25 protein-coding genes are annotated in these 24,736 nt (G+C 39.4%); 5 read left to right on the top strand and 20 right to left on the bottom strand.

The features are described from left to right. Positions 1 to 74: 74 nt before the first annotated feature. The 7 genes from RZ78_RS00760 to RZ78_RS00730 all read right to left on the bottom strand — a co-directional run bounded on the left by RZ78_RS00760 (position 75) and on the right by RZ78_RS00730 (position 6,587). Positions 75 to 2,174 carry an SPOR domain-containing protein gene (locus RZ78_RS00760; protein WP_054607797.1) on the bottom strand — a complete coding sequence of 700 codons (2,100 nt, stop codon included), beginning with the start codon at positions 2,172 to 2,174 and terminating at the stop codon, positions 75 to 77. 150 nt (positions 2,175 to 2,324) lie between these two features. Next, complete coding sequence (locus RZ78_RS00755; protein ID WP_034530871.1) at positions 2,325 to 2,612, bottom strand: hypothetical protein; 288 nt, start codon at positions 2,610 to 2,612, stop codon at positions 2,325 to 2,327. Between the two features lie 89 nt (positions 2,613 to 2,701). Further along, complete coding sequence (locus RZ78_RS00750) at positions 2,702 to 3,556, bottom strand: DUF4097 family beta strand repeat-containing protein (protein ID WP_054607796.1); 855 nt, start codon at positions 3,554 to 3,556, stop codon at positions 2,702 to 2,704. Further along, a complete protein-coding gene (locus RZ78_RS00745) occupies positions 3,543 to 4,151 on the bottom strand; it encodes an HAAS signaling domain-containing protein (protein WP_054607795.1) in 609 nt (202 codons plus the stop codon). Before RZ78_RS00745 ends, RZ78_RS00750 begins: the two co-directional genes overlap by 14 nt. A 2-nt stretch (positions 4,152 to 4,153) precedes the next feature. Continuing rightward, on the bottom strand, positions 4,154 to 4,459 hold the full coding sequence (locus tag RZ78_RS00740) for a PadR family transcriptional regulator (protein ID WP_034530877.1): 306 nt from the start codon (positions 4,457 to 4,459) through the stop codon (positions 4,154 to 4,156). 99 nt (positions 4,460 to 4,558) lie between these two features. Then, positions 4,559 to 5,065, bottom strand: a complete 507-nt coding sequence (locus RZ78_RS00735) for a hypothetical protein (protein WP_054607794.1) — start codon at positions 5,063 to 5,065, stop codon at positions 4,559 to 4,561. A gap of 115 nt (positions 5,066 to 5,180) precedes the next feature. Continuing rightward, a complete protein-coding gene (locus RZ78_RS00730; protein ID WP_054607793.1) occupies positions 5,181 to 6,587 on the bottom strand; it encodes a sucrose-6-phosphate hydrolase in 1,407 nt (468 codons plus the stop codon). Positions 6,588 to 6,849: 262 nt separating this feature from the next. Between RZ78_RS00730 and scrK the strand changes: the two genes are divergently transcribed. From scrK to RZ78_RS00715, 3 genes are read left to right on the top strand one after another with little or no spacing between them, the layout of a single operon-like run. Beyond that, positions 6,850 to 7,746, top strand: coding sequence for a fructokinase ScrK (gene scrK / locus RZ78_RS00725; RefSeq protein ID WP_053792353.1), 897 nt, complete (start codon positions 6,850 to 6,852; stop codon positions 7,744 to 7,746). An 18-nt stretch (positions 7,747 to 7,764) separates the two neighbouring features. Continuing rightward, the gene (locus tag RZ78_RS00720; RefSeq protein WP_054607792.1) at positions 7,765 to 9,120 is read left to right on the top strand and encodes a glucose-6-phosphate isomerase; all 1,356 of its coding nucleotides are present in this window, start codon (positions 7,765 to 7,767) and stop codon (positions 9,118 to 9,120) included. Between the two features lie 15 nt (positions 9,121 to 9,135). Then, positions 9,136 to 10,026 carry an ROK family protein gene (locus RZ78_RS00715; RefSeq protein WP_053796163.1) on the top strand — a complete coding sequence of 297 codons (891 nt, stop codon included), beginning with the start codon at positions 9,136 to 9,138 and terminating at the stop codon, positions 10,024 to 10,026. A 38-nt stretch (positions 10,027 to 10,064) separates the two neighbouring features. On the opposite strand, the gene RZ78_RS00710 is transcribed toward RZ78_RS00715, so the two are convergent. Then, entirely contained in the window at positions 10,065 to 10,250 is a 186-nt protein-coding gene (locus RZ78_RS00710; RefSeq protein WP_424580122.1) for a CsbD family protein, read from the bottom strand. Positions 10,251 to 10,428: 178 nt separating this feature from the next. Between RZ78_RS00710 and RZ78_RS07490 the strand changes: the two genes are divergently transcribed. Beyond that, the gene (locus RZ78_RS07490) at positions 10,429 to 10,599 is read left to right on the top strand and encodes a hypothetical protein (RefSeq protein WP_155451830.1); all 171 of its coding nucleotides are present in this window, start codon (positions 10,429 to 10,431) and stop codon (positions 10,597 to 10,599) included. A gap of 31 nt (positions 10,600 to 10,630) precedes the next feature. Here RZ78_RS07490 and RZ78_RS00705 read toward each other — a convergent pair whose 3' ends face one another. Genes RZ78_RS00705 through RZ78_RS00650 form a run of 12 tightly spaced genes read right to left on the bottom strand, consistent with a single transcriptional unit; the run spans position 10,631 to position 22,634 of the window. Then, positions 10,631 to 11,611 (bottom strand): NAD(P)H-dependent flavin oxidoreductase, encoded by a 981-nt coding sequence (locus RZ78_RS00705; protein WP_054607790.1) that lies wholly within the window; start codon positions 11,609 to 11,611, stop codon positions 10,631 to 10,633. Positions 11,612 to 11,637: 26 nt separating this feature from the next. Then, on the bottom strand, positions 11,638 to 12,924 hold the full coding sequence (locus RZ78_RS00700) for an NRAMP family divalent metal transporter (protein ID WP_054607789.1): 1,287 nt from the start codon (positions 12,922 to 12,924) through the stop codon (positions 11,638 to 11,640). 34 nt (positions 12,925 to 12,958) lie between these two features. After that, a complete protein-coding gene (locus RZ78_RS00695; protein ID WP_053791358.1) occupies positions 12,959 to 13,264 on the bottom strand; it encodes a metal-sulfur cluster assembly factor in 306 nt (101 codons plus the stop codon). Positions 13,265 to 13,273: 9 nt separating this feature from the next. After that, a complete protein-coding gene (sufB, locus tag RZ78_RS00690; protein ID WP_054607788.1) occupies positions 13,274 to 14,677 on the bottom strand; it encodes a Fe-S cluster assembly protein SufB in 1,404 nt (467 codons plus the stop codon). After that, positions 14,670 to 15,128 carry a Fe-S cluster assembly sulfur transfer protein SufU gene (gene sufU, locus RZ78_RS00685; RefSeq protein ID WP_054607787.1) on the bottom strand — a complete coding sequence of 153 codons (459 nt, stop codon included), beginning with the start codon at positions 15,126 to 15,128 and terminating at the stop codon, positions 14,670 to 14,672. The genes sufB and sufU overlap by 8 nt, the downstream gene beginning before the upstream one ends. Beyond that, positions 15,097 to 16,347 carry a cysteine desulfurase gene (locus RZ78_RS00680; protein ID WP_054607786.1) on the bottom strand — a complete coding sequence of 417 codons (1,251 nt, stop codon included), beginning with the start codon at positions 16,345 to 16,347 and terminating at the stop codon, positions 15,097 to 15,099. The genes sufU and RZ78_RS00680 overlap by 32 nt, the downstream gene beginning before the upstream one ends. Then, entirely contained in the window at positions 16,340 to 17,623 is a 1,284-nt protein-coding gene (gene sufD, locus RZ78_RS00675; RefSeq protein WP_081006857.1) for a Fe-S cluster assembly protein SufD, read from the bottom strand. The genes RZ78_RS00680 and sufD overlap by 8 nt, the downstream gene beginning before the upstream one ends. Before the next feature lie 20 nt (positions 17,624 to 17,643). After that, positions 17,644 to 18,441, bottom strand: coding sequence for a Fe-S cluster assembly ATPase SufC (gene sufC, locus RZ78_RS00670; protein WP_054607785.1), 798 nt, complete (start codon positions 18,439 to 18,441; stop codon positions 17,644 to 17,646). 17 nt (positions 18,442 to 18,458) lie between these two features. After that, positions 18,459 to 19,043 carry a 3-isopropylmalate dehydratase small subunit gene (gene leuD, locus RZ78_RS00665; protein WP_053791353.1) on the bottom strand — a complete coding sequence of 195 codons (585 nt, stop codon included), beginning with the start codon at positions 19,041 to 19,043 and terminating at the stop codon, positions 18,459 to 18,461. Further along, complete coding sequence (gene leuC, locus RZ78_RS00660) at positions 19,044 to 20,417, bottom strand: 3-isopropylmalate dehydratase large subunit (RefSeq protein ID WP_054607784.1); 1,374 nt, start codon at positions 20,415 to 20,417, stop codon at positions 19,044 to 19,046. A 14-nt stretch (positions 20,418 to 20,431) separates the two neighbouring features. After that, positions 20,432 to 21,466: a 3-isopropylmalate dehydrogenase gene (leuB, locus tag RZ78_RS00655; RefSeq protein WP_054607783.1), complete on the bottom strand. Its 1,035-nt coding sequence runs from the start codon at positions 21,464 to 21,466 to the stop codon at positions 20,432 to 20,434. Further along, positions 21,459 to 22,634: a 2-isopropylmalate synthase gene (locus tag RZ78_RS00650; RefSeq protein ID WP_054607782.1), complete on the bottom strand. Its 1,176-nt coding sequence runs from the start codon at positions 22,632 to 22,634 to the stop codon at positions 21,459 to 21,461. The genes leuB and RZ78_RS00650 overlap by 8 nt, the downstream gene beginning before the upstream one ends. A 799-nt stretch (positions 22,635 to 23,433) precedes the next feature. Between RZ78_RS00650 and RZ78_RS00645 the strand changes: the two genes are divergently transcribed. Then, entirely contained in the window at positions 23,434 to 24,729 is a 1,296-nt protein-coding gene (locus RZ78_RS00645; protein WP_191978820.1) for an MFS transporter, read from the top strand. Positions 24,730 to 24,736: the final 7 nt, after the last annotated feature.

Below are 24,736 nucleotides of genomic sequence, written 5' to 3'. Positions count from 1 at the left end.
AATCAGATTACATAGGGTTATTATTTTTCGTATAAACATACAAAAAAGCAGACCTATTTAGATCTGCTTTTTTATTATTTGTAGTTCTTTACAAATTTAGTTGCTGCTTTCAATGTTTTGTTAGCTTTCTTTAAGGCTTTCAAGTCTTTTTTGTACAATTTCTTACTTGTCTTAGAATGCTTTTTCTTTAGCTTTTTAATTTGAGCAGTTAATGACTTAATTTGTTTACTTTCGTGATTGATAGTTGAAACACTCTTGAAGTACTTAGTAATTTTTCCTTCTCGAGTTTTTACTGAATTAAATGCTTTCTTTTCAGCGGCTAATTTTGTTTGAAGTTTCTTGTAAGTCGCTTTTTGTTTCTTTGTGGCATGCTTCTTCATCTTTTTCTTCAAAGCTTTAAGTTTTGAAGTATCAGTTTTAACAACATGTTCACTTTTTTTGTATGTTTTAGTAATAGCTTTTAATTGTACTTTAGTTGGTTTTGAACTATCAGCCTTAGCTTTAACAACCGGCTTAGCAGATTGTGAAGTTGTTTTAACTGCTGGTTGTGGTGCTGGAGATTGTGTTTGCTTTGGTGCTTGTGCAGGTTCTGGTGTTGCTTTCTCTGTAGAAGTTACTGGTGCAGCAGTTGCGTGTGATTGAACAACCGGAGCTGGTGTTGGTGCTGGTTGTGTACTACTCTTAGCAGGTTCAGCAGCTGATTGTTGTTGATTACTTTGAGCCGGTTGAGAAGAATTCACATCACTCTTAGTAGTTTGAGGTTCAGTTTGTTGTGAATTGTTTTGGGCTTGTTGTTGATTTGAGTTTGAAGGTGTTGAAGTTGATTGTGAAGAATCTGTATCACCTTTAGTAGTTTGAGATGTTGATTGTTGTGTATCATTGCCATTTGTTTGTGATGAATTACCAGAGTCTGATGCACCTGGAAATAGATCTCTATATGTTAGGTTCGTATATGCTGTATAAGGACCCTTCGTTAAGTCCATAAGTTTAGGTAGTCCTGTGATTGTATAGTTATTTCTATTTTGATTTTCAAAAAATGCTTCAAAGAAATTTTTAGAATCAACTATTTGAGATTGTGAGCTACCAGCTATCTCCGATAAAATGTTCTGGCCATCGCTTCCGATTAAATCAACTTCTGTATGATATCCCGTCCTTAATGGATTATCATGACCTACTCCAAGATCATAGACTGGCTGTGGGTATCCATAGTCATAAAATGAGTCATAGCCACTTTTCCCAGATGAGGTTACATTAATATTTGCTGTTGTATCAGTGTTAGGAATGAATGTTTGTCCATCGTTTATGGTAATTCCGTTTTTATTTAACAAAGATTCATCGCTATAAAAACTTGTATGACCATAAGATGTAACTTGTCTTTGAGTGGAGAAAACAATATTGTTGTTTTGATCAATATAGTTTATTTTCAAAGTGTGTGTGGGAACTACTACGTTAGCGTAGGTTACTTCATAATCCTGAGAATATTGTGGAATATTACCTTCGCCGTAACCATTGTCATAATCATAATCATTGGATGTTGGAATTTCTATTTCTGGAATCTCATCACCATCAAGATACATAAGTGGATTTAATAAATACCCATCATTCTTTATCCATGGCCAACTTTTAGAGCTACTTTCTGTATCATTATTACTATATTCTGTATAGCTTTTAACCAAGTTATAGTTTTGGTCGATAGCAGTGAATAGGTATTTAAACTTAGTTGATTTGTCTGCTTCCATTTGTTTAAATCCGATTGGCTCTACATTAAATGTATAACTATCACCTGTTGGTGTATAGGTATCAGGAATAGATGATGAATCAAACCCAAGATCTGATAATTTAATTTTTGCATTTCTCATATCAATTGGTCTGTTTTTATATCCCTTAATAACTAAATCATTAATATGCGGATTAGCCCCCGAAACATATTGCCCCTGTGATGGAGTGATATCGTTAAAGTGAACTTCAGCATTATAATCGTTATGTTCACTAGAATTCAAATAAAAGGTTTGATTAATAGGATACTCATCCACATTACCTGTAGATGTCTCATCTACTCCGTCCGCATGAACATGTACCGAGTTTGCAAACTGCATACTAACGGATACACTTAACAAAAGAACAGGCATAAACAGTGCTTTCTTTAATAAATTGCTAATATTACTTCCCTTCATACAAAAAATCCCCCTAAAAAATAAATTAATTTTTCATTATAATATAATTATATTATATTTATTAATTTTTTAATAGATTATTAATAGGTATTATCATCACCTATACATACGCACAAAAAAAGACCGACTCAATCGAGTCGGTCTTATTCTTTAAATATTCCACTTACCGTCTACCTTTTTGAACTTAGGTGCACGGTGCTTTTTAATATCTTCTTCAGCTTCACTTACAGCTTGTTCACGAATGTCTTCTGAGTATTCGGAAATCATATCAATGAAGTCGTCGTCGGTGATATTTTGATCATTTTGGCTGTTGTATTCTTCCTTACTATTCTTTAATAGCACTTGGCCAATCTCTTCGACGTCAGCGTCACTTAAGTCTGAGTAGACAGCTACCCATAAATTATACATGTAATTAAAAACGATTTTATCGTTAAACACGTTATTGTCCCTCCTGATATGATTTACATTATTATACTTATAATTTTACTATATTTGCTAATAAATTTATATGCTATATCGTAAAATGATTATTCTAACACCGTAATTGTCCCTGTATTGGACTTGAATTGGTATTGCTTGTCGGTATTAACCGCCTTTACCGCTGTTTTCACAGTTGGTTTAGGACCTGATGTATTCACATCTAGTCTGGCATCTTCAGATTTCTTTAGCTGTGCAAAGATGTTACCAGTGTCGGTATTAACTGAAAGATGGCTTTCAATTGTTGGTCTGTCGATATTGACATCCCCTGTAGTTGACTTGATTGCTAATGATTTAAAACTACTATTGTGTAGATCAACGTAGTTGTCTCCGGCATCAATTTGGCTAGCATCCCCATTGAATGTACTATCGGCGATTGAGACACGGTCTTCAATGCCGCGTACGCGAATGGATTTAGCATTAACGTCCTTGATTTTGACGTTCCCCCATCCGGTAACATCCAATGGTGACTTATTACTGTAGTGTTTTAGTTTTAGACTGAAACGATTATCTAAACCATCAACCTTAGTCAATTGGTGACTAGGCACAGTCACTGTCACAAACGATAGTCTTGATAGTTCACCCATTTGAAAGTTGGTTGAGAAGCTACTTTCGTTATTGTCCTGGCGTAATTCCAAAGTCCCATTTTGCACCTTATATACTAGTGGATGATCCTTTGAATCAGTGGATGTGATGGTAAACTCACTACCGGATTTTATTGTTAGGTTGATGTTTCCATACGCGCTAATCTTATCGTATGCCTTCACCGGTTTGGTGTATGTCTTATCCATATTACGACTAAAGAAAATATCGGTGATACTTTGGTCGGACTTAGCGTATCCGATTGAAAAGACGATTCCTCCAGCAACGATTAGACCTAATCCGATTAGACTAAATTTCTTCATTGTTGACTCTCCCTTCATCATTGCCATATCTTAGGCACTTCTTGTATGTCCAGATTGTGACGTGTTGAATCCAGTTGGCCAATCTTTTCACTAACCATTTTGATAATGGATATAATTCCATGGATAGACCAAGGGAGAATAGTGCCATCCCTAATACCATGATGCTTTCAAACAAGTGACCTGTGATGTTGGTCACACCCCATACCGTTGCACATAGAAAAACGATAAAGCTCAAAATTAATACTAATACCACCGCAAGCACCATTAGGCTGGCTGCCAAAACAGCACCAAAAATCACTAGGATTAGACTAATTACGACTGGAATTAATAGTGGGCTGGCAAACAATGCCAAGATCACAATTGATGGTAATTCCCAGAACTTTTGTGGTGTTGAACTATCTGAATTGTTGATAGAAATATCGGCACGAATTTGTAGTGCTAAACGCTTCGGTGCGCCCAATTCCTTCACACATTCCTCGTATGTATTTAAATTCCCGTCAGTTAGATAGTCGGTGTAGTAGCTGATAGCGTCCATCGCATCTTGTTCGCTAAGTTTCTTCAAGTGTTGAGTCAGTTCCTCGATATACTGATTCAATTTTATCCCCCCATTAAATCATCGATGCCGGTCTTAAACGTCATCCATTCTGTCTTTACTTCTTCTAGCTGTGTCTTTCCTGCTTCAGTAATCCGGTAATATCTGCGGTTACGGCCTTCAAACGATTCGTCGTATGTGTCGACCAATCCTTCTGATTTTAAACGGCGCATGACCGGATACATTGTCGAATTAGAAACATTAATGGACTCTTGAACTCGCTTAGTAAGTTCATATCCATACATCTCTTCTTGTTCCAATAGACCCAAGACACAACCATCTAATAGCTTTGTTGCTACTTTAATGGCCATTTGAACATCTCCAGTTATATTTCAAATTATATTATATGACATATAATATTATACAAAAATAAAAAAAGCAACTAGAAATTTAATCTAGCTGCTTTTCATTTAAAACCGGTCTGAGTATTTATCGGCTAATTTTTCTGTTCTAAAAAAGCCAACCTTATCTCCGGTATTATTGTTTAGCATCACTAATGTTTCATGTCCTCTGTACTCACCATATCCATAAGTCGTCTCTGGGTCGGTCGACTTGCTGGTCCCCCATGGCTTTGAGAAGTATTCATTGTGACCGTTTTGTCTGTAGTATCCGCTGTAGACCGGAGTAAAAAACGCTCCTTTACGCACTTTGACATTCTTGGCGTTAATACTATAAATCTTGCTTCCGGTTTCTGATCCGTTACCATCCACGAAAACGGCCTTCTTTTTATCAAAGGAAATCGACATGTGATAATCTTGACCATCAATTTCTTTTTCACCATACCAGGTTCCACGAATGCTCTTTGGATTAGATCTAATGTATTGGACTTGCGCTGAGGCTTTGGTGGTTGAAAAACTAACGGCAATGAATGCAAACATTATTAACACTATCAATTCGATAATGCTTTTCAGCTTCATAAATGTATCCCCCGATACGTAATTATTAAAACTCTATTATGATTATATTATTAAGTATTGATTAAGTCGATAAAAATAAAAAAGGCAACCAGAAATATAACTAGTTGCAGTTTTCTTACATATTACCAATCTTGTTTTGTTTAACACTCATATTTTCACTATTAACCCTGACTTCATTCCCGTCGTGGAAGAATTGTCCGGTCATGGTAATCTTGCCGCCTAGGATGTAGATTTCAAATACTGTGTTGTCTAAATAAAAATCAACTGATGAAGCTTCACCCTTGAATGTGCGCATTGAAGTATCTTCACCGACATTCTTGCGTTTCAATGTCCATTCTTGGTCACTTTCATCGTATGACAAACGAAGATAGCTATCTTCTGATTCCAAGTTCAAATTGAAGTGTTCATCAAATGGTGCCGCTTCAATGTGTTTTTGTAAATCAGTGTTACTTGCTTCATCTTCTTCGATTAATTGTTTGAATTCTTGAACTGGGCGTTGAGTTAAGTCACCATCTTCAATGTGTAATTCCCTTACCATTGAAAGTTCACCTTCCCAACCTTCTTGATCGGATAGGTATTCGGTATCAGGCAAACCAATCCAACCGACAGATAGCAAGCGACCATCGGGAGCATTCAATACTTGAGTGGCGTAGTAGTCGAAACCTTCATCAAGTTGTTTCATTTCCGAAGGATTAATCAATTTCATTTCTTCGAAATCCAAGTCATCCGCAACAATGTATGCGTTTGGGTGAACGTTGTCATAATGGAATTCGTGTTTGTCGGCACCTTGTGGGCAGAAGATTACTACGACTTTTCCATCGATGAAACCAACATTTGGACATTCAGCCATGTAGCCTAGGTTGTCAGTTCCAAGATCTAACTTCTTGTATAGTTCCCAGCCGTTTTCAATGTCTTTAGTGCGGTAGGTTAGAATTTCACCGGCATTATCGACGGTTTGGGCACCCAAGAATGCGTAGTAGTAGTCGCCGTTCTTAATGACTTGGGGGTCTCTGAAGTGACCGGTAACTCCAGTTGGTTCACTTTCAATCAATGGGTGATCTAGTTTTGAGATATTATTATCGTCATCCATCCAAGCACCTAATTGGTAAGGATGTCTGGCCATCTCTTCACCCTCAAATGTGTTTCCGGTGTACATCAAGAATAGCTTGTCGTCAACGTTAATGGCACTACCGGAATAACATCCATTACGGTCAGAATATAAGTCCGGCACCATTGGATTGTCGATGAACTTCCAGTGAACTAAGTCATCTGACACCATGTGTTGCCAACTCTTTAGTCCATGAACAGCACCGTATGGGAATGCTTGGTAGAACAAGTGCCATTGGTTATTGAAGTATGAAAAACCGTTGGGGTCATTCAATAAACCGGTTTGAGTAGTAATGTGGTATCCAGGACGCCAGTGAGATTTAGCAATCTTTGTTTCCAATTTATTTAACACTTCTGGGTCCCAATCTTTGTATAATCGACCTAATCGATCGATATTCCAGTACTTTGTATCCATTTCTCTAGCCTCACTTTTTTCGTATTATTGTGTCTAATTGTAGCAGGTTTACGGGTTAAATGAAACCGTTTACATTATCTTTATAAAATCTTTAAAAAGCCCGCCATTGTAGTTATATATCCATGACAATTGATTTTTAAATTCTTAACCTTTTTTTAACTATTTTTTACTTGTATTTAGAAAAATCGGGTCCATAATAAAAATTGGGAGCGCATTCAAAAACTAATACTCCCCATAGAAAAAGGTTAAAGGAGATTCAACTATGAAATTTGGTAGCATTGAAGCAGGCGGAACAAAATTTGTTTGCGCCGTAGGTAATGAAAACTATGAAATTCTTGACAGTGTGAGAATTCCTACCACCACTCCTGATGAAACATTAAGCAAATGTATTGAATACTTCGAAAAATTCGACGACTTAACCGCCATGAGTATTGCGTCATTTGGTCCCATCGAAGTGCGCACAGACTCACCAAAATATGGTTATATAACAGACACACCAAAACCAAACTGGTCCAACACTAACTTCTTAGGAACAATGAAGAAACATTTCGATATTCCTATTTTTTGGACTACTGATGTTAATGGTTCCGCTTATGGTGAATACATTACATCAATTAGAAATCATAATCCATTACAAACACTGGTATACTACACTTTCGGTACTGGTGTTGGAGCCGGAATTATCAATGAAGGCTCATTCATTGGTTCTCTAGGTCACCCTGAAGCTGGACACATTTATCTAAAACGCCACCCAGACGATTTAGACTTTAAGGGATTATGTCCATACCACCACAGCTGTCTAGAAGGTCTAGCAGCTGGTCCTACTTTTGACGTTCGTTGTGGTAAGAAAGGTAAAGATGTTCCTATGGATGATCCTGTATGGGACATCATGGCTTACTACATTGCCCAAGCAGTAATGCAAGCTACCCTATTCATCCGTCCACAAAAAGTTATTTTAGGTGGTGGAGTAATTTCAGAACCAGTTATCAAGAAAGTTCGTGAACAATTCAAGGAAATGTTCAACGACTACGTTGAAGTTGGCGACTTAGACTACTACATCACTATGCCAGCATGTGAAGACAACGGTTCAGCTACAATCGGTAACTTCGCATTAGCATCAAGACAATACTACAAAGAAAACATCGTTAAAATTGATTAATCGATGGAGGAACATAAAATGAAACGAGTTGAATTAGACACCAAAGGTCTAAAGTCCTTTGTGCAATCAAATGAATTAAAGGAAATCGCCCCAATGGTACAAACCGCCCGTGACTTATTAGTTCACGGAACCGGTGTTGAAGCCAAAATGGGTGACTGGGTAAACTTACCAGACGAATACGATCCCGTTGAATTCGACCGTATTAAAGACGCTGCCAGAGACATTCAAGAAAAATCAGATGTCCTAGTTGTTATCGGTATTGGTGGTTCATACCTAGGTGCCAAGATGGCATTAGATTTCCTACACGGCAGTTTCTTCAACTTAGAAGGTACTGACAAGCACCCTCAAATCTTCTTCGCAGGTAACACAATTAGCCCTGCTTACACTGCCGACTTACTACGTGTAATCGGTGATCGCGACTTCTCAGTTAACGTTATTTCTAAGTCAGGTACCACTACTGAACCAGCAATGGCATTTAGAATCTTCAAAGAAAAGTTAATTGAAAAATACGGTGAAGAAGAAGCTAACAAGCGTATTTACGTAACTACCGACGCTAAGAAAGGTGCTTTACACGATGAAGCAATCGATCAAGGCTACACTAGTTTCGTAATCCCTAATGGAATTGGTGGAAGATACTCAGTACTAACTCCGGTTGGTCTTCTTCCAATCGCCGCATCAGGTGCTAACATCGATGATTTAATGGACGGTGCACACGAAGCTCAAGTTGCATTAAAGGACGCTCCTTTATATGAAAACGACTCACTTCTATACGCTGCTTACAGAAACATCTTATACCGTAAGGGCTACACTAATGAAATCCTTGAAAGTTACGAACCACATCTTCGTTTCCTAGCCGAATGGTGGAAACAACTTGCGGGTGAAACCGAAGGAAAGAACTACAAGGGTATCTACCCTAGTTCAGCTATCTTCAGTACTGATTTACACTCATTAGGTCAATACATCCAAGAAGGGATGCGTAACCTAATGGAAACAGTTGTTGAAATCAAACAACCTGCTTCAAACCTAGGTATTCCTGCCAACGAAGAAAACTTAGATGGTCTAAAGTACTTGGAAAACACTACGATGGACGAAGTTAACAAGACTGCAAGAGAAGCCGTTGTTATCGCCCACACAAACGGTGGCGTACCAAACATGTTGGTAACCGCTGAAGACAACAGTGAAGCTACTTTAGGTTACTTAATCTACTTCTTCGAATTTGCGATTGCAGTTTCAGGTTACCTAAACGGTATTAACCCATTCAACCAACCAGGTGTTGAAGACTACAAGCAAAACATGTTTGCCCTACTTGGTAAACCAGGATACGAAGAAAGACGTAAGGAAATTCAAGAACAAGATAACGAAAAATTTCACTAAAAAGAGGCGTTGAATATGTTATTAGGGAGTCTCTGTACCACTGATCACAACCAAATGGTTTGTGCTGTTGGTGACGGTAAGTGCAATATCTCAGACTGGATTGTAATTGATTTAACTGAACCTCAAGAAACTTTGAAAAAAGCTATCGACTACTTCAAAGGTTTTGACGATTTAGCAGCTATTGGTATCTCATCATTCGGTCCTTTGGAACTTCGTACTTACTCTTCTCAATACGGTTATATTAAAGAATCCTCCCGCCCTAACTGGCAAAATATTAACCTATTGGGCACATTCAAACATCATTTCAATATTCCAATCTCATTTACAACTGATGTTAACAGCCGTGCCTATGGAGAGTACATTAGCTCGATTCTAAAAGATGATCCTATCTTGAGTCTGGCATACATCACAATCAGTGATGGTGTCGGTGTCGGAATTGTAAACGATGGAAAGTTTGTTGGACACATGGGAAGCCCTGAAATTGGTCATATCATCCCCCAAAGAAACGTTAACGACCAAGACTTCAAGGGAACCTGTCCATATCAAGGTGACTGTTTAGAAGGACTTGTATCAACCAAGGCCATCGAAGCCAGAACTCACCAACGCCCACAAGAAATCTCAATGTTTAACCCCCTATGGGATACTGTGGCGTTCTACATCGCACAATCCGTAATTCAAACCACTGTCTTCATCAGACCACAAAAGGTTATCTTAGGTGGTAGTATTTTAAACGAAATAGAATTAGGCAAGATTAAGGAACAATTCAAGAAGCTATTCGATGGCTACCTTGATGTCGGTGATATCGATCAATACATCACCCTTCCTAGTCAAGACGCTGACAAGTTATCAATCATTGGTAACCTTGCTTTAGCAAAACAACAATTCTACTCAGAAGACATTAGATAAATAAAAAAGACGCCGCAATGGCGTCTTTTTTATTATGTTTACTTGTTTTCATTTTCACGTTGGCTACGACGTTCTTCTGACTTGCGACGAGCTTCATCGAAGCTGTCCTTAGCCTTACCGAAGAAGTTTTGTGCCTTACCCTTTAATTCATCTAGCTTGCTACCGGTGGCCTTACCTTTTAGTTCGGTTGCTTTACCTACAATCTTGTCTTTTGTATTTTCCAAATTCATAATATCACCTCAAGATATAGATTGGATAAATTCCTTTATCTGCCCCTATCATAGAACATTTCACCTGTAATAGTGGTAAAGATTTTACTAAGATTATGTTACAATTTTGGAATTGGTAAAGTTGCTCGTTTAAAGATATAATAAAGACAAATATATTTGGAGGGTTCCCCCAATGAAAAACATGAACACAATCATGATGATTGTCCTATTATTAATCAATTTAGCGCTAATTAGTAACGATATCCTACCGCACACTCCTTCCGGTACTATCTTTCACATAATCATAATTATCGCTTTATTCACCACCGTTATTTTATGGATTAGAGATCGTCATAAAAAATAAAAAGGCTGCTCGTTTGAGCAGTCTTTTTTATTTAACTAATTCTTTCTCGCAAGTATTCACCAAATTCCGCAATAATCTCATCGACAGACACGCGCTTGGAGATGCTATCAATATGATTATTCACGGAGATAATTCCACCTTCAATATTTCCATCAAGCATCCCTGTCTTCATACCACAAAGCTTTTTAATCTCTGTGTTTACATCAATGGGATTACCCTTATCAACATAAATATTATGTAGTTGTTGAGCTTTTGATGTGTTAATTGAACGAAGTTTAGATGAAACACTAATCAAATCGCCTGATTTGGAGCTAATAATTAGGTCTTTAGCAGACTCTGAGATTGGTGATTCTTTGGTGGCAATGAATAATGTTCCCATGAACAAACCACCAATTTGATATGAACTAAGTGCATTAATATCATCGATGCTATTAATACCACCTGCCGCAAATAAAGGAACGTGGATGTGTGGAATCACTCGTTTGATGATTTCAGCTGTCGTTAATTGTTGTTGTGGAAGTGATCCACCGGCCTCACATCCGGTAGCCACTAAGATATCAGCTCCGTTTGCTTCTGCTTGCATCATGTTTTCAATAGTTGGGGTAATTGGACGGTGAATTATAATTCCGCCATGATGCTTAATTTCATCAAACACTATTTTATTCGGTACGCCAACCGTCACATAGTACTTGATGTCCTCCGCAAAAGAAACTTCCAACATTTTTTGCACGTAATCTGTAATGTCATCCATTGCATCATGCATAACAATGTTGATTGCAAATGATTTATCGGTTAGCTTCTTAGCTTTTTGAATCTCGATCTGCATCTTTCTAGCAGCATCTGAAGCGTTATCAGCTCTTTGGTGTTGACCTGCATTTGCGCCTAATACTCCTAGTCCACCAGCATTTGAAATTCTGCTGACAAAATCAGCGTTTGTGATCCACGACATTGGTCCTTGAATGATGGGATATTCTATATTTAGAATTTCCATCGCCTTTGTTTGCATACTCATATCTACTCATCTCCAAAACTCTCAATCTATAGACCGAAGACCGGTCCAACCATATATACTCCAAATCCCATTACGATTAGTGAAAAGGCAATCGTCAAAAACTTGTAGATGCCCTTCATTCTAAATTGTTTTGGTAGTGCTTTGCTTTCTAGAACTAGTAGGAAACCAAGTACGATTGGAATCATCAATGCATTTACCACTTCAACAGTAATCGCTGTAGAAACAAGATTCTTATTGAACAATACTAGCCCGGCACTAATCATTAGGGTAATGGCATACATTGTGTAAAAACCAATATTGCTCTTATTTACTCTTTCATTCAAAGAATGGCGCCAGTTCAATACTTCGGTCATGCCCCATGTTCCGGCAAGTACAACGACGATTGCAGCTACTAGCGCTCCACCCAATATGCTGGAACCTAGTATCGCCTTTGCATTTTGAATGCCGATAAAGTTACCCATCGAATATACCAAGTCACTGACTGTATCTTCACTGGCCTTCATGTGTGTTGTGAAGACGGTAGCAGCGAACAATACAACAAAACCAATCATGATGCCTTGGGTAATGAATGTTCCAACAAATGTGTCAGTTTGTTCTTTTTTAATCATGCTTGGTTTTAGGTGCTTGTCGACGACGGCACTTTGTTGATAGAAAATCATCCAGGGCATAATCACGGATCCAACGTTTGCAGCAATTAGATAAACGTAGGAAGAATCATGAATTGGAACTGATTGAATTCCTTGCATAAACGAACCCATATTAGGATGAACCATAAAGATTCCAATGATGAAGGTTAGTTCGAAAATGCCGAATAGAATTCCAATCTTTTCAACGCGACGATAGCTTCCAGCGAATCCGATTAGAATCAATACAGCGGTACTCATTGGAACGGTGACGAATTTGGAGATTCCAAATAGTTCTCCGACACCGGCAATTCCAATGAACTCTGTCAACAATGCGCCAATACAGGAAATCATTAGTGTAATAGCTGAAATATAGGCCCAATATCTACCGAAATATTGTCTTATTAGTTCACCATGACCCTTCTTGGTGATGATTCCTAATCTTACTGTGATTTCTTGAACCATGAAAAGAATCGGAATCAATGCAATCTGTGGCAATACCATGGCATAGCCATAGGTTGCTCCCGATTGTGCGGCAGTAATCAAACAACCAGCATCAGTGTCGGCTAGCATCACAATTAAACCTGGTCCCACCACCATCATCCATTTCTTTAGTTTATCCACCCAGCTGCTTGCCTTTACTGCAATGTTTGTATTCATTGCTTCACTAGTTACTGCACTTGCTCTCATACCACCACTTCCCTTCTATGGTCATTTTTAAAATTTAGTGTATTCCAAGTTGTAATCTTGCTTCCCTGGACATGTTATCTATGGTCCAGGCAGGTTCGAAGATTAGATTAACTTTGACGTCATCAATTTCTTCAAACCCAATTAGTTGTTCCTTAATTTGATCGAATAAATAGTCACTTAATGGGCAGCCCATGATTGTTAATGTCATGGTGACCACACATTGTTTGTTGTCATCGACTTCGACTCGATAGATTAAACCTAAGTTCACGATATCGATATATAATTCAGGGTCGATGACGCTTTCTAAAGCATCAATGTATTTATTTCTTTTGATTTCCATTTGCTCCTCCTAACCGATTGAACCTTCCATTTCAAAACTAATTAGGCGGTTCAATTCAACAGCGTATTCCATTGGAAGTTCCTTGGTGAAAGGTTCAATGAAACTCATGATAATCATTTCAGTCGCCTTTTGTTCGGTAATTCCTCTAGACATCAAGTAGTACAATTGTTCTTCTGAAATCTTGGAAACCTTGGCTTCGTGTTCCATTGAAACGTCACTGTTATAAATTTCGTTATAAGGAATTGTGTCACTGGTTGATTTGTCATCCATGATGATGGTGTCACATTCAACGTGACAATGTGATCCAGCACTTTCCTTGGCAAAGCGAACCTTTCCTCTGTAATCAACGGAGCCACCATCTTTTGCGATGGACTTTGAAATGATTGATGAAGAAGTTTCCGGTGCGTTGTGAATCATTTGAGCTCCTGTATCTGAGCGAATGTTGTTACCAGCAACCGCAATTGATAGCATGGTTCCCTTAGCACCACGACCGTTTAGATATACTGATGGGTATTTCATGGTAACCTTTGAGCCTAAGTTTCCATCAACCCATTCCATGACGGCATCTTCTAGCGCTTGCGCACGCTTGGTTTCAAGACTGTAAACGTTGTTTGACCAGTTTTGAATTGTTGTGTATCGACAATATGCATGTGGTAATACGTTTACTTCCACCACGGCGGCGTGAAGACTGTCGGCATTATAGGTAGGTGCAGTACATCCTTCGACGTATTCCAGATGGGCGCCTTCATCAACGATGATTAATGTTCTTTCGAACTGACCTGACTTAGCAGCATTGATTCTAAAGTAGGTTTGAATCGGTGCTGATACTGTGACCCCCTTTGGTACATAGATGAAGGTTCCACCCGACCAAACGGCTCCGTTTAATGCGGCAAACTTGTTGTTGGTTGGTTTGATTAACTTACCGAACCACTTCTTGAATAGCTCTGGATACTTCTGTAATGCGGTATCGGTGTCGGTGAAGATGACCCCTTGTTTGTCTAATTCATCCTTCATGTGATGGTAGACGGATTCTGATTCGTATTGAGCTGATGAACCAGCTAAGTACTTTCTTTCCGCTTCCGGAACCCCTAATCTATCGAATGTTTCCTTAATCTTATCTGGAACATCATTCCAATCACGGTACTTCTTATCGGTCTGCTTTTGGTAGTACTTCATGTGTTCCAAATCAAGACCGCTTAAGTCAGGACCAAATGGTGGATCTTCTATTTTTAGATATGTTTGATAACACTTTAGGCGGTAATCTAACATCCATTCGGGCTCGTTTTTTTCTTTGGAAATCTGTCTGATAATATCTTCATTGATTCCTTCACCTGTTGAGAAGAATGGTTTGATATCATCATGGAAACCAAATTCATAATCTTTATCGGGTAGAACTTCAGCGATATCAGTCATATGAAATCACTCCTTTATAGTCATTAATTAGTTTGTCTGTGGCATGCCATCCTAATGTCGCGCATCTGATTCTGGTGGGAAACTTCGCCAAATCACTTAATAATCTGGCATCCCCCAGCATCTTCTTATCGGCATCATCGATATCTTTTTTGATGATGTTGTCGGAAAAGGCCTTGATGATTTTTTTGGCGTCGTCGACGTTTTTCCCCTTAATCTCTTGAGACATGATGCTAGTCGAGGCCTTAGAAATGGTGCAGCCAACGCATGTGTACTTAATATCTTTAATCACGTCGTCTTCAATATTGACGAAAACCTTAATAATATCTCCGCAGCTAGGATTTCTTAGTTCAACGGAACCGGTGCAATTATCCAAAGAACCAAAGTTTCTAGGGTGCATTGAATGATCGAAGATAACGGATTTATATAATTGATTCATCCTGTCGATTCCCATTGGCAAAGAACTCCTTTACGTTGATTAAGGCTTCAATGAACCTTTTGACATCATCTTGATTGTTGTAGAAGTAAAAGCTAACTCGGACGGTGGATTCCACTTCCAAGTAGTCCATCAATGGTTGCGCGCAATGATGACCCGCTCTTACTTCGATGCCTTGTAAATCAAGGCCGGTTGCTACATCGTGGGGATGAATTCCTTTGATGTTAAATGTGATAATGCCGTTATGATGTTTGAAATCATCTGATCCATAAATCGTGATTCCATCTATCTTTTGCATCTCTTGCATGCAGGACTGCGTAAGTTCTTCCTCGTATTCATGGACGTTGTCCATCCCGATTGAATTTAGGTAATCAATCGCTGTGCCTAAGGCAATCGCTCCGGCAATGTTGGGTGTCCCAGCTTCAAACTTATGTGGCACCGGTTGAAAAGTTGCGGATTGTCTTGAGACAATATCAATCATTTCACCGCCAAACTGAACTGGGTCCATCTCGTCTAAGACATCCATCTTGCCGTATAGGACACCAATGCCAGTTGGTGCTAACATCTTGTGTCCGGAGAATGCTAAGAAATCGCAATCAATATCGGTTACATCCACTGGCATGTGTGGTGCGGCTTGGGCTGCGTCGACTATCATCTTGGCACCCACAGCCTGGGCCATCTTAGTAACCTCTTTAACTGGATTGGTGGCACCCATGACATTTGATACCATCGCCATCGATACGATCTTGGTCTTGTCAGTAATCTGACGTTCGGTATCGTGTAAGTCGATTTGGCCATCATCATTGACCTGGACGTACTTTAATTTGGCTCCCGTGCTTGCGGCAACCTGTTGCCACGGAATGATATTACTGTGGTGTTCGGCCACGCTGATGACGATTTCATCGCCAGGCATTAATCTGTCTTTCGCGTATCCATTAGCAATCCAATTTAATGATTCGGTTGTTGATCTGGTAAAAACGATTTGGCGATCTGATTCAGCATGGATGAACTTGGCGACTTTTCCTCTGGCTTGTTCATACTCATCGGTTGCTTGAACCGAGATGCTGCTGACACCGCGATGTACATTGGCGTTAGTGTTGGTGTAATAATCAGTAATCTTGTCGATAACCACTTGGGGTTTTTGTGTGGTAGCGGCACTATCAAGATAGATCATCGGTGCGTCGTTAATGCGACGACTCAAGATTGGGAAATCTTCTCTTATTGAAGATTTATCCATTGGCTAGTTTTCCTTCAATGATATTAATCATTTGGTCCTTAATGGCTTCTGATGGAATGTGAGAAAGAATGATTCCTAGGAAACCTCTAATTACCAATTTCTTTGCTACCTCGGGTTTAATCCCGCGACTCATTAGATAGTACAATTGACGTTCATCAATCTTACCGATGCTGGCCTTGTGACCGGCAATTACGTCGTTTTCATCAATTAATAAGATTGGGTTAGCATCACCTGTCGCTTCATCTGATAACATCAAAACACTGTTTTCTTGTTGGTTGTTGGCACCATGAGCACCATGGGCAACCTTCCCGATTCCGTTAAACACAATCTTGGCACGATCTAAGATGGCGCCTCGTTGGCTAATTTCACCATCAGAATGTTTACCATAGTTAGTCACTCTGGTGTTGATGCCTTGTTGTTGACGGCCATTAGCTAATGAAACGATTCTGGTATTACCCTTCGAGCCTTCACCGTTTAAATCGGTGGAAACGTCTGAAATGGTATTTCCATCATTGAATGAACCAATCATCCAGTTCATCTTCGCCTTTCTACCAACGTCTGAATGGCGCATCACGTAGGTGATATTTTGTTCACCCATGGCATCTAATGCGAAGAATTGAACGTTGCTATCGTCCTTGGCGTAGACATCGATGTTGACGTGTGAGACCTTCTTGTTGCTACCGACACTGCCTAATTTTTGGACAACATCGAACTTACTATTCTGATCTCCGACAACGATTAATCTGCTAAAGGTAGACTTGGTTTGGTAATTATTTTCAATCATGTAGACACTGATGGGTTCCTTTAACTCAACGTTCTTGGGTACATAAATGAAGATTCCATTATTAATCATGGAGCTTTCAAGGCAGCTTAAGCGGTTGTTTTGCATCGCTTCGTTCTTAGTGAAGTATTCTTGAACAATTTCCGGATACTTGCTAATCGCTGTCTTAAAGTCACAACAGATCACTTTGTTTTGAATCATTTCATCATTTGGGTGCATCCCAATCGTCTTGGTTCCCATGGTAGTAATGCTGTAGTTAGCGATTTCTTTTTCGATGTGATTATCAATCACCTGTTCTTGATTCTTGTCATCGTTATTAGTGCTGATGAACTTCCAAGCGTGATAATCCATCTTATCAATTTGTGGTAACTGCTTAGTTGCCATCTTTTCAAAGGCGTCACGACGGAAATCAGTCATCCATTCTGGTTCTTGATCAAATGTTGAATCTTCGATCATTTCCGGACTCATTTGACGCATGAATTTATCTTTTATCATTGGCCAATCCCCCTTATTTATTAGACATCTTCATCGGTAAGATTAATGTCTAATCCAAGTTCGTCTCTAAGTGAGGCATATCCATTATTTTCTAGTTCGGCAGCTAAGCTAGAGTCACCGGTCTTAACGATTCGTCCGCCCATCATGACGTGAACGAAATCTGGTTTGATGTAGTTTAAGATTCTTTGGTAGTGGGTAATCATTAATGTTCCTAATTCCTTGTTATCCATGGAATTAACACCACGTGAGACAACTTGGAGTGCATCAATATCTAGTCCTGAATCGATTTCGTCTAAGATTGAAAACTTAGGTTTAATCATCATCATTTGGAGAATTTCGTTACGCTTCTTTTCACCACCGGAGAATCCTTCGTTTAAGTAACGATCCACCATTTCTTGGCTCATGTTTAAGATTTTCAAACTGTGGTCTAATTCATCGATGAATTCACCAACCGGCACTGGGTTGTCTTCACTTCTTCTGGCGTTGACCGCTGCTTGAATGAATTCCGCATTGGTAATTCCTTTGATTTCTGCCGGATATTGCATGGCTAAGAATAAACCAGCACGTGCTCTTTCATCGACGGTCTTATCTAAGATGCTTTCCCCATCGATTAAGATGTCCCCTTGGGTGATGGTGTAGTTGGAATTACCCATGATGGTTTCGGATAAAGTAGATTTACCGGTCCCATTGGGTCCCATGATGGCATGGGTTTCCCCGGTTCTAATGGTTAGGTTGACTCCCTTTAAAATCTCTTTGGATGTTTCTTCTTCCTCGTCAATGAAACTTACGTGTAAATCTTTTACTTCAAGTGTGGTCATAATAAACGCCTCCAATATTAGTTAAAGTCAGGAATGTGACTTTCGTATTCTTTAATTTCATCCATCATGTTCATCGTGATGGCGATATCATCTAATCCGTTCACTAGTTTGTATTTGATTCGTTCATCAATGTCGAAGAAAAATTCCTTGTCGTTGATTTGAACCTTTTGATCGATTAAGTTAACGGTAATTTTTTGTTCTGGTGGAACGTTTGCTAAGTATTCGCGTTGATCCTTAGGTAATTTAATTGCTAAGACCCCGTTCTTAGTACTATTCATATAGAAGATGTCACTGTATCCACCAGCAATGATGACCTTAAATCCGTAGTCCTTTAAAGCCCAAACAGCGTGTTCTCTAGATGAACCACAACCAAAGTTTTCACCGGTGACTAAAATTTGCGCACCCTGTCTTTCTGGTTTATTTAACACAAAGTCAGGATTAGGAACGTTGGGTTTTAAATAACGCCAATCGTATAATAAGTCCTTCCCAAAACCAGTCTTTAAGATGTTCTTTAGGAATTGCTTTGGAATAATTTGGTCAGTATCAATGTTGTCATTCATTAATGGCACTGATCTGGCTGAGAAAATTTTGATGGCATCCATCTAAATCGCTTCCTTTCTAATGTCGATAAAGTGACCGTGAATCGCTGCGGCAGCAACCATTGCGGGACTTGCTAAATGGGTAATTGAACCAACCCCTTGGCGTCCTTCAAAATTACGGTTCGAAGTCGATGCACAATGGATGCCGGCAGGAACATGGTCGGGGTTCATCCCTAGACAAGCCGAGCATCCTGGCTCACGCCATTCACAACCAGCATCTTTGAAGATTTTATCGATGCCTAACTTTTCAGCGGTTTCCTTAATCGTTCTAGATGCTGGAACCACCCAGGCGGTGATGCCTTCAGCGATATGGCGACCCTTTAAAATGCTGGCCGCAATCTTCAAATCGGATAATCTACCGTTGGTACAAGAACCAAAGAATATCCATTTCAAATCGACATCCTTAAGTGATTGACCCGGTTGTAAATGTACATAGTCGTAAGCCTTTTGATCATCTGCGTTCTTAATCTCTGGAGTGGTCTTATCAATTGGGATGGCCATTCCTGGGTTGGTTCCCCATGAGACAAATGGTGCTAATTTGGTAGCATCCAAGTCGATGATTTTGTCGTATGCACTTTCGTCATCTGTGTAGAATTGTTTCCAGTGGGCAATCGCCTTTTCCATGTTCTTTGGTGCGTATTTACGACCGCGAACATATTCATATGTCTTTTCATCAGAAGCGACACATGCCATCTTGGCACCACCTTCGATGGCCATGTTACATAAAGTCATGCGTTCTTCCATTTCCATGTTTCTGATGGTGTCACCGTAGAATTCGGCACCGTATCCAGTTCCAAAGGCAACCCCTTCTCTGGCAATCACGCCCATGATGACGTCCTTGGCATAGACACCCTTAGGTAACTTCCCGTGAACGCGAATTCCCATCTTCTTGGGTTTGTTTTGCCATAAAGTCTGGGTAGCTAAAACGTGTTCGACTTCACTGGTCCCAATCCCAAAAGCGATGGATCCAAATGAACCGTGGGTGGCAGTATGTGAATCACCACAGACAATTAACATTCCTGGTTGGGTCAAACCTAACTGTGGTCCAATTGCATGAATGATTCCTTGGTCGGCATGGCCCATGTCGGCAACGCGGACGCCAAAGTCCTTACAGTTTTGACCTAATGTTTCAATTTGTTTCTTGGAAATCATGTCCTTAACGTTGAAGATATCAACGGTTGGAACATTATGGTCCATGGTGGCAAATGTCTTATCGGTTCTTCTGACCGGACGGTTATTTTCCCTTAAACCTTCAAAGGCTTGGGGTGAGGTAACTTCATGAAGTAAGTGCAAATCTACATATAATAATTGCGGTTCACCCTCTTTTCCTTTAATCACGTGTTGATCCCAAATCTTATCAATCATTGTTTTAGCCATTTTGATTCCCTCTTTCATATGTTATCGATGACTGCATCAGTAACTTGTTCTGTCTTGTAGTGTCCACCTAAGTCCGGTGTAACAGCGCCATCTGTAATCACTTGATTGATTGCTTGATAAATCTTTTGTGCTAAGTCGTTGCGGTTAAACGAGTTGGCTAACATCATTGCCACCGAATTAATCATTGAAAATGGATTGGAAACGCCTAATCCGGCAATGTCTGGTGCTGAACCATGAATTGGTTCGTATAAGGCCGGACCGCCATCCCCGATACTCATTGATGGAATGGTTCCTAATGATCCGGTAATTTGTGCCGCCTCATCGCTTAAGATGTCACCGAATAAGTTCTCGGTTAAGATGACATCGAATTGACCAGGGTTACTGATAATCTTCATCGAAGCAGCATCAACGTAGCAGTAATCTAATGTCACATCCGGGTAATCCTTGGCAACCTCTGCGACAACTTCTCGCCAGAACTTGGAAGTATCTAAGACGTTTGATTTATCAACTAACGTCACGTGATGGCGTCTTCTTTCCGCCATATCAAACGCGATTTTGGTAACTCGTTTGATTTCCTCTCTGGTGTAATACATCGTATCTAAGGCTTGGAAGTCGTCCTTATGACGTGGAGTGCCAAAGTAAATCCCACTGGTTAATTCCCTGACAATAACGAAGTCGACATCATTTGCATTCTTAATTGGTGAATATTGCGTCATCGCTTCAGAAATGTTGGTAGGTCGGATGTTGCTGTATAGGTTCAGCTTTGATCGAATCTGTAACAATCCTTGTTCCGGTCTTTTTTCAGCGTGGTCCCATTTCGGTCCGCCAATCGCTGATAGTAGGACAGCATCACTTGATTGGCATTTTTCGATGGTTTTGGGCGGCAGTGGATCACCGCATTCATCAATCGCTTCGCCACCAAAAGGGGCTTCAACAATCTGATAATCGAATCCATATTTATTAGCAATGGCTTCTAAGACTTTTAGTCCGGCATTCATAATTTCAGGGCCAATGTAGTCACCCTTTAGTACTGTAATCTGATTAGGCATGAGACATCACTCCTACTCTTTTCATAATTATTTTTAAGTCGTTGTCGTCAATAATTGCTTTATGGTCGGCAACACTTTTGAAGACTGGAAAAATCTTCTTCATTTCTTCTTTTGAAACATCGAAACCGATATTTTGTAATTCTTGCATGACCGCGTGTGAACCAGATAGTTTACCTAAAACGATGTGGGTCGCATCCATTCCAACAGATTGTGGAGTTAAGATTTCGTAGGTGCTGCGATTCTTTAACATCCCGTCTTGGTGGATTCCCGATTCATGTGAGAATGCATTGTTTCCAATCACCGCTTTATTGTTTGGAATCGCCATCTTAGTAAATTCACTGATCATATCTGCAGTTTTTTTAGTTTCTTTTAAATTAATGTTAGTGGTGAAATGGTAGTAATCATTTCTGACCATGAATGCCGCCGCAATTTCTTCTAGCGCTGTATTTCCAGCACGTTCACCAATTCCGTTGACGGTTCCTTCAATTCTTGAGGCACCGTGTTGAACTCCGGCGATTGCGTTTGCGACCGACATTCCTAAATCATCATGACAATGAACGGAGAAGACTACGTCGTCAAAACGTTCAACGTTTGCTCTTAAGTAATCGAATAACTGGCCAAACTCGATTGGATTGGTATATCCAACGGTGTCTGCAATGTTGATAACACTTGCGCCAGCATCGATGGCTGTATTGATTGCTTCTACTAAGTAGTCAGGTTCAGTTCTGGTTGCATCTTCAGGTGAGAATTGAACGATGTCGAAGAATTGTCTAGCATAGCTAACCCATTTATGAATGGCAGCTAAGTTTTCTTCTTTGGTCATGTTCAATTTGTATTCACGGTGAATTGGGCTAGTCCCGATAAAGACATGGATTTGTTTGTGCTTAGCATTCTTGGTTGCTTCCACACATGCATCGATGTCGCCTTGTTTGGCTCTGGCTAAACCAGTGACGCAAACTCGATTAACACTCTCCGCTACTGCCTTCACGGCTTTAAAGTCATCCTTTGAAGCGACTGGAAAACCAGCTTCAATGACGTCGACTCCCCATTTTTCCATTTGTTGAGCAATCTTTACTTTTTGATCAATGGAAAAGTTCACTCCAATGGTTTGTTCACCGTCTCTTAGTGATGTATCAAAAATCTGAATCTTCTTATCCTCTTTTGTCATAACAATTCCTCCATTTCATCTATAAATAAAAAACGTCCTAACTATCCCAAACCATTTAAATGGTCAGAATAGAAAGGACGCCTAACGTGGTACCACCTTTATTCGCTGATTACTCACATAACCAGCCTCATTGAGTACTTTCTCGAATTCACATTCACCAGATATATACTCAGACATTGATAATGGTAGTCGCACCAGAATTTCTCGAAAAAAATTCATCATAATATCGACTTTTCGATTTAAGTTAATGCATTGTCACAGCAACCAATGCTCTCTTTAAAAAACTTAAGTCTAATTTCTCGGTAAATTAGATCACATATTTTAGAATGCTCTTCGGCGTTATCAATTTATCATTATTTTAAAATGATAATGATTATTGTTTGCGCCTCTGAGATTGTGAATAGAATAACACCCCGAGAAAAGTTTAAAAGTCATACTAGATATAATAGTACAAGTTGTAAAAGAATTTAAATCCTATTAAATAAACGTTTGTAGCGTGTCAATGATCAAAAATACCCCTTATATTAAACTTTCTAATGGTAGAATAAGCAAATTTTATATCCCTTCACTTTTCACAAACTTTCACTTTATAGACATACTGTCTAAAACTTGTTTTAACACCGATTTCACGCCCTTTTTCGTTTTATTTAGAATGGTTATAAACAAATAATTCACATGATTTAGACCAATTTTAATTTGAAATAAAAAAACTCGAGGAATATACTCAGTCTGAAATTATGAATGGTCATGGATAAATGGGATAAATCCAACATTTTTTTATCACGAAAGGATAATGCTTATGATCAATATGATTGATAGCCAGAATAATCTTGGCGAAAGAATGGACTCTGCAAAAGAATCACCTTTGTTTTTTAAGGTGTTTAGTTTAGTCGGAGTCGGACTACTGCTGGATAGCTCAGACGTTTATATGGCAAGCAATGTTAACTCATCAATTGTTACCACCCACTTTGCTAGCCTGACACAGGGTTCAATGTTCTTATCTGCCGGATTTTTTGGTTTATTTATCGGATCAATTATTACTGGATTTATCGGTGATTACTTTGGTAGACGCAGTGCATTTCAATGGAATCTATTAATCTTTGGGTTCGCAACATTAATTGCTGCCTTCTCTCCTAACATCTATTTCCTAATCTTTATGCGCTTCATTGCTGCAATCGGATTAGGTGCGGAAGTCGTTACCGGGTTTGCGATGGTTAGCGAATTTGCTCCCGTTAAAAACAGAGGTAAATGGAGTGGCTTTGCCTCAGTGATTGCCAACCTGGGGGCACCTTTTGGTTTCTTCTTGTCTACTATTTTGATAAGTCGATTCGGTTGGCGCTCAATGTTCATCGTTTTAGGTGTATTCGCGCTAATTGTTTGGTTCATGCGTCGTAATCTACCAGAGTCACCACGTTGGCTAATCAGTCATCATGATGACAAGAAAGCAAACGTCATTATCAACCAACTAGAAAAGAATGGCCACTATGATAAGAACCAAATGAAGAAAAACGACAACGGTCACATCAGTCGCTTCAAAGGTACCATCATCGCTACTGTCGGTGTGTCCGCTACTTTGCTTTGCCAATACATGTTCACATCATGGGTACCAACCTTGTTATTGAGTCGTGGACTAAACATCGTTCACTCAATGTGGTTCTCCACCATCATGATGACAGGTGCTCCCCTTGGTGCATTGATGGGAGTAATCCTAGTCGATGTGATTGGTAGAAAGAAGACAATTGTTCCTTCTTTTGTACTTATTGCGGTTGCCGGAATTATGTATGCTTTTGAAACTACTAGTGCCGGTATTTTGATTAATGGTTTTGTACTAACCATGCTTATGTACCTATCAATGGCCAGCAACATCTCCGTATATGCTCCTGAACTATTTACCACTGACTTTCGATTCAGAGGAAATGGTTATGCAAACGGTGTTGCTAAACTATTGACGACACTTTCCCCTTACTTTGTTCTTTGGATTATTAAGGCTCATGGGGTTACATCCCTATTCATCGCTATCTCTGCGATTGCCATCTTTGCTTCACTATTCATCGCGATTTTTGGTCCAGAAACAAAGAAAACATCGATTCAATAACAAAATA

Source organism: Apilactobacillus kunkeei (assembly GCF_001308195.1).
Lineage (GTDB): Bacteria > Bacillota > Bacilli > Lactobacillales > Lactobacillaceae > Apilactobacillus > Apilactobacillus kunkeei_C.
This window is presented reverse-complemented; position numbering and strand designations above follow the sequence as displayed.

Bases quoted from the DNA above. Each gene is read 5' to 3' on its own strand.
- sufD (WP_081006857.1), bottom strand. From the start codon at position 17,623: ATGATAAAAGATAAATTCATGCGTCAAATGAGTCCGGAAATGATCGAA.
- RZ78_RS07490 (WP_155451830.1), top strand. From the start codon at position 10,429: ATGAAAAACATGAACACAATCATGATGATTGTCCTATTATTAATCAAT.
- RZ78_RS00740 (WP_034530877.1), bottom strand. From the start codon at position 4,459: ATGGCCATTAAAGTAGCAACAAAGCTATTAGATGGTTGTGTCTTGGGT.
- RZ78_RS00720 (WP_054607792.1), top strand. From the start codon at position 7,765: ATGAAACGAGTTGAATTAGACACCAAAGGTCTAAAGTCCTTTGTGCAA.
- RZ78_RS00650 (WP_054607782.1), bottom strand. From the start codon at position 22,634: ATGACAAAAGAGGATAAGAAGATTCAGATTTTTGATACATCACTAAGA.
- RZ78_RS00700 (WP_054607789.1), bottom strand. From the start codon at position 12,924: ATGAGAGCAAGTGCAGTAACTAGTGAAGCAATGAATACAAACATTGCA.
- RZ78_RS00695 (WP_053791358.1), bottom strand. From the start codon at position 13,264: ATGGAAATCAAAAGAAATAAATACATTGATGCTTTAGAAAGCGTCATC.
- sufC (WP_054607785.1), bottom strand. From the start codon at position 18,441: ATGACCACACTTGAAGTAAAAGATTTACACGTAAGTTTCATTGACGAG.
- RZ78_RS00715 (WP_053796163.1), top strand. From the start codon at position 9,136: ATGTTATTAGGGAGTCTCTGTACCACTGATCACAACCAAATGGTTTGT.
- leuD (WP_053791353.1), bottom strand. From the start codon at position 19,043: ATGGATGCCATCAAAATTTTCTCAGCCAGATCAGTGCCATTAATGAAT.
- RZ78_RS00705 (WP_054607790.1), bottom strand. From the start codon at position 11,611: ATGAGTATGCAAACAAAGGCGATGGAAATTCTAAATATAGAATATCCC.
- RZ78_RS00760 (WP_054607797.1), bottom strand. From the start codon at position 2,174: ATGAAGGGAAGTAATATTAGCAATTTATTAAAGAAAGCACTGTTTATG.
- RZ78_RS00645 (WP_191978820.1), top strand. From the start codon at position 23,434: ATGATCAATATGATTGATAGCCAGAATAATCTTGGCGAAAGAATGGAC.
- RZ78_RS00730 (WP_054607793.1), bottom strand. From the start codon at position 6,587: ATGGATACAAAGTACTGGAATATCGATCGATTAGGTCGATTATACAAA.
- RZ78_RS00735 (WP_054607794.1), bottom strand. From the start codon at position 5,065: ATGAAGCTGAAAAGCATTATCGAATTGATAGTGTTAATAATGTTTGCA.
- scrK (WP_053792353.1), top strand. From the start codon at position 6,850: ATGAAATTTGGTAGCATTGAAGCAGGCGGAACAAAATTTGTTTGCGCC.
- RZ78_RS00680 (WP_054607786.1), bottom strand. From the start codon at position 16,347: ATGGATAAATCTTCAATAAGAGAAGATTTCCCAATCTTGAGTCGTCGC.
- leuB (WP_054607783.1), bottom strand. From the start codon at position 21,466: ATGCCTAATCAGATTACAGTACTAAAGGGTGACTACATTGGCCCTGAA.
- leuC (WP_054607784.1), bottom strand. From the start codon at position 20,417: ATGGCTAAAACAATGATTGATAAGATTTGGGATCAACACGTGATTAAA.
- sufU (WP_054607787.1), bottom strand. From the start codon at position 15,128: ATGGGAATCGACAGGATGAATCAATTATATAAATCCGTTATCTTCGAT.
- RZ78_RS00750 (WP_054607796.1), bottom strand. From the start codon at position 3,556: ATGAAGAAATTTAGTCTAATCGGATTAGGTCTAATCGTTGCTGGAGGA.
- sufB (WP_054607788.1), bottom strand. From the start codon at position 14,677: ATGACTGATATCGCTGAAGTTCTACCCGATAAAGATTATGAATTTGGT.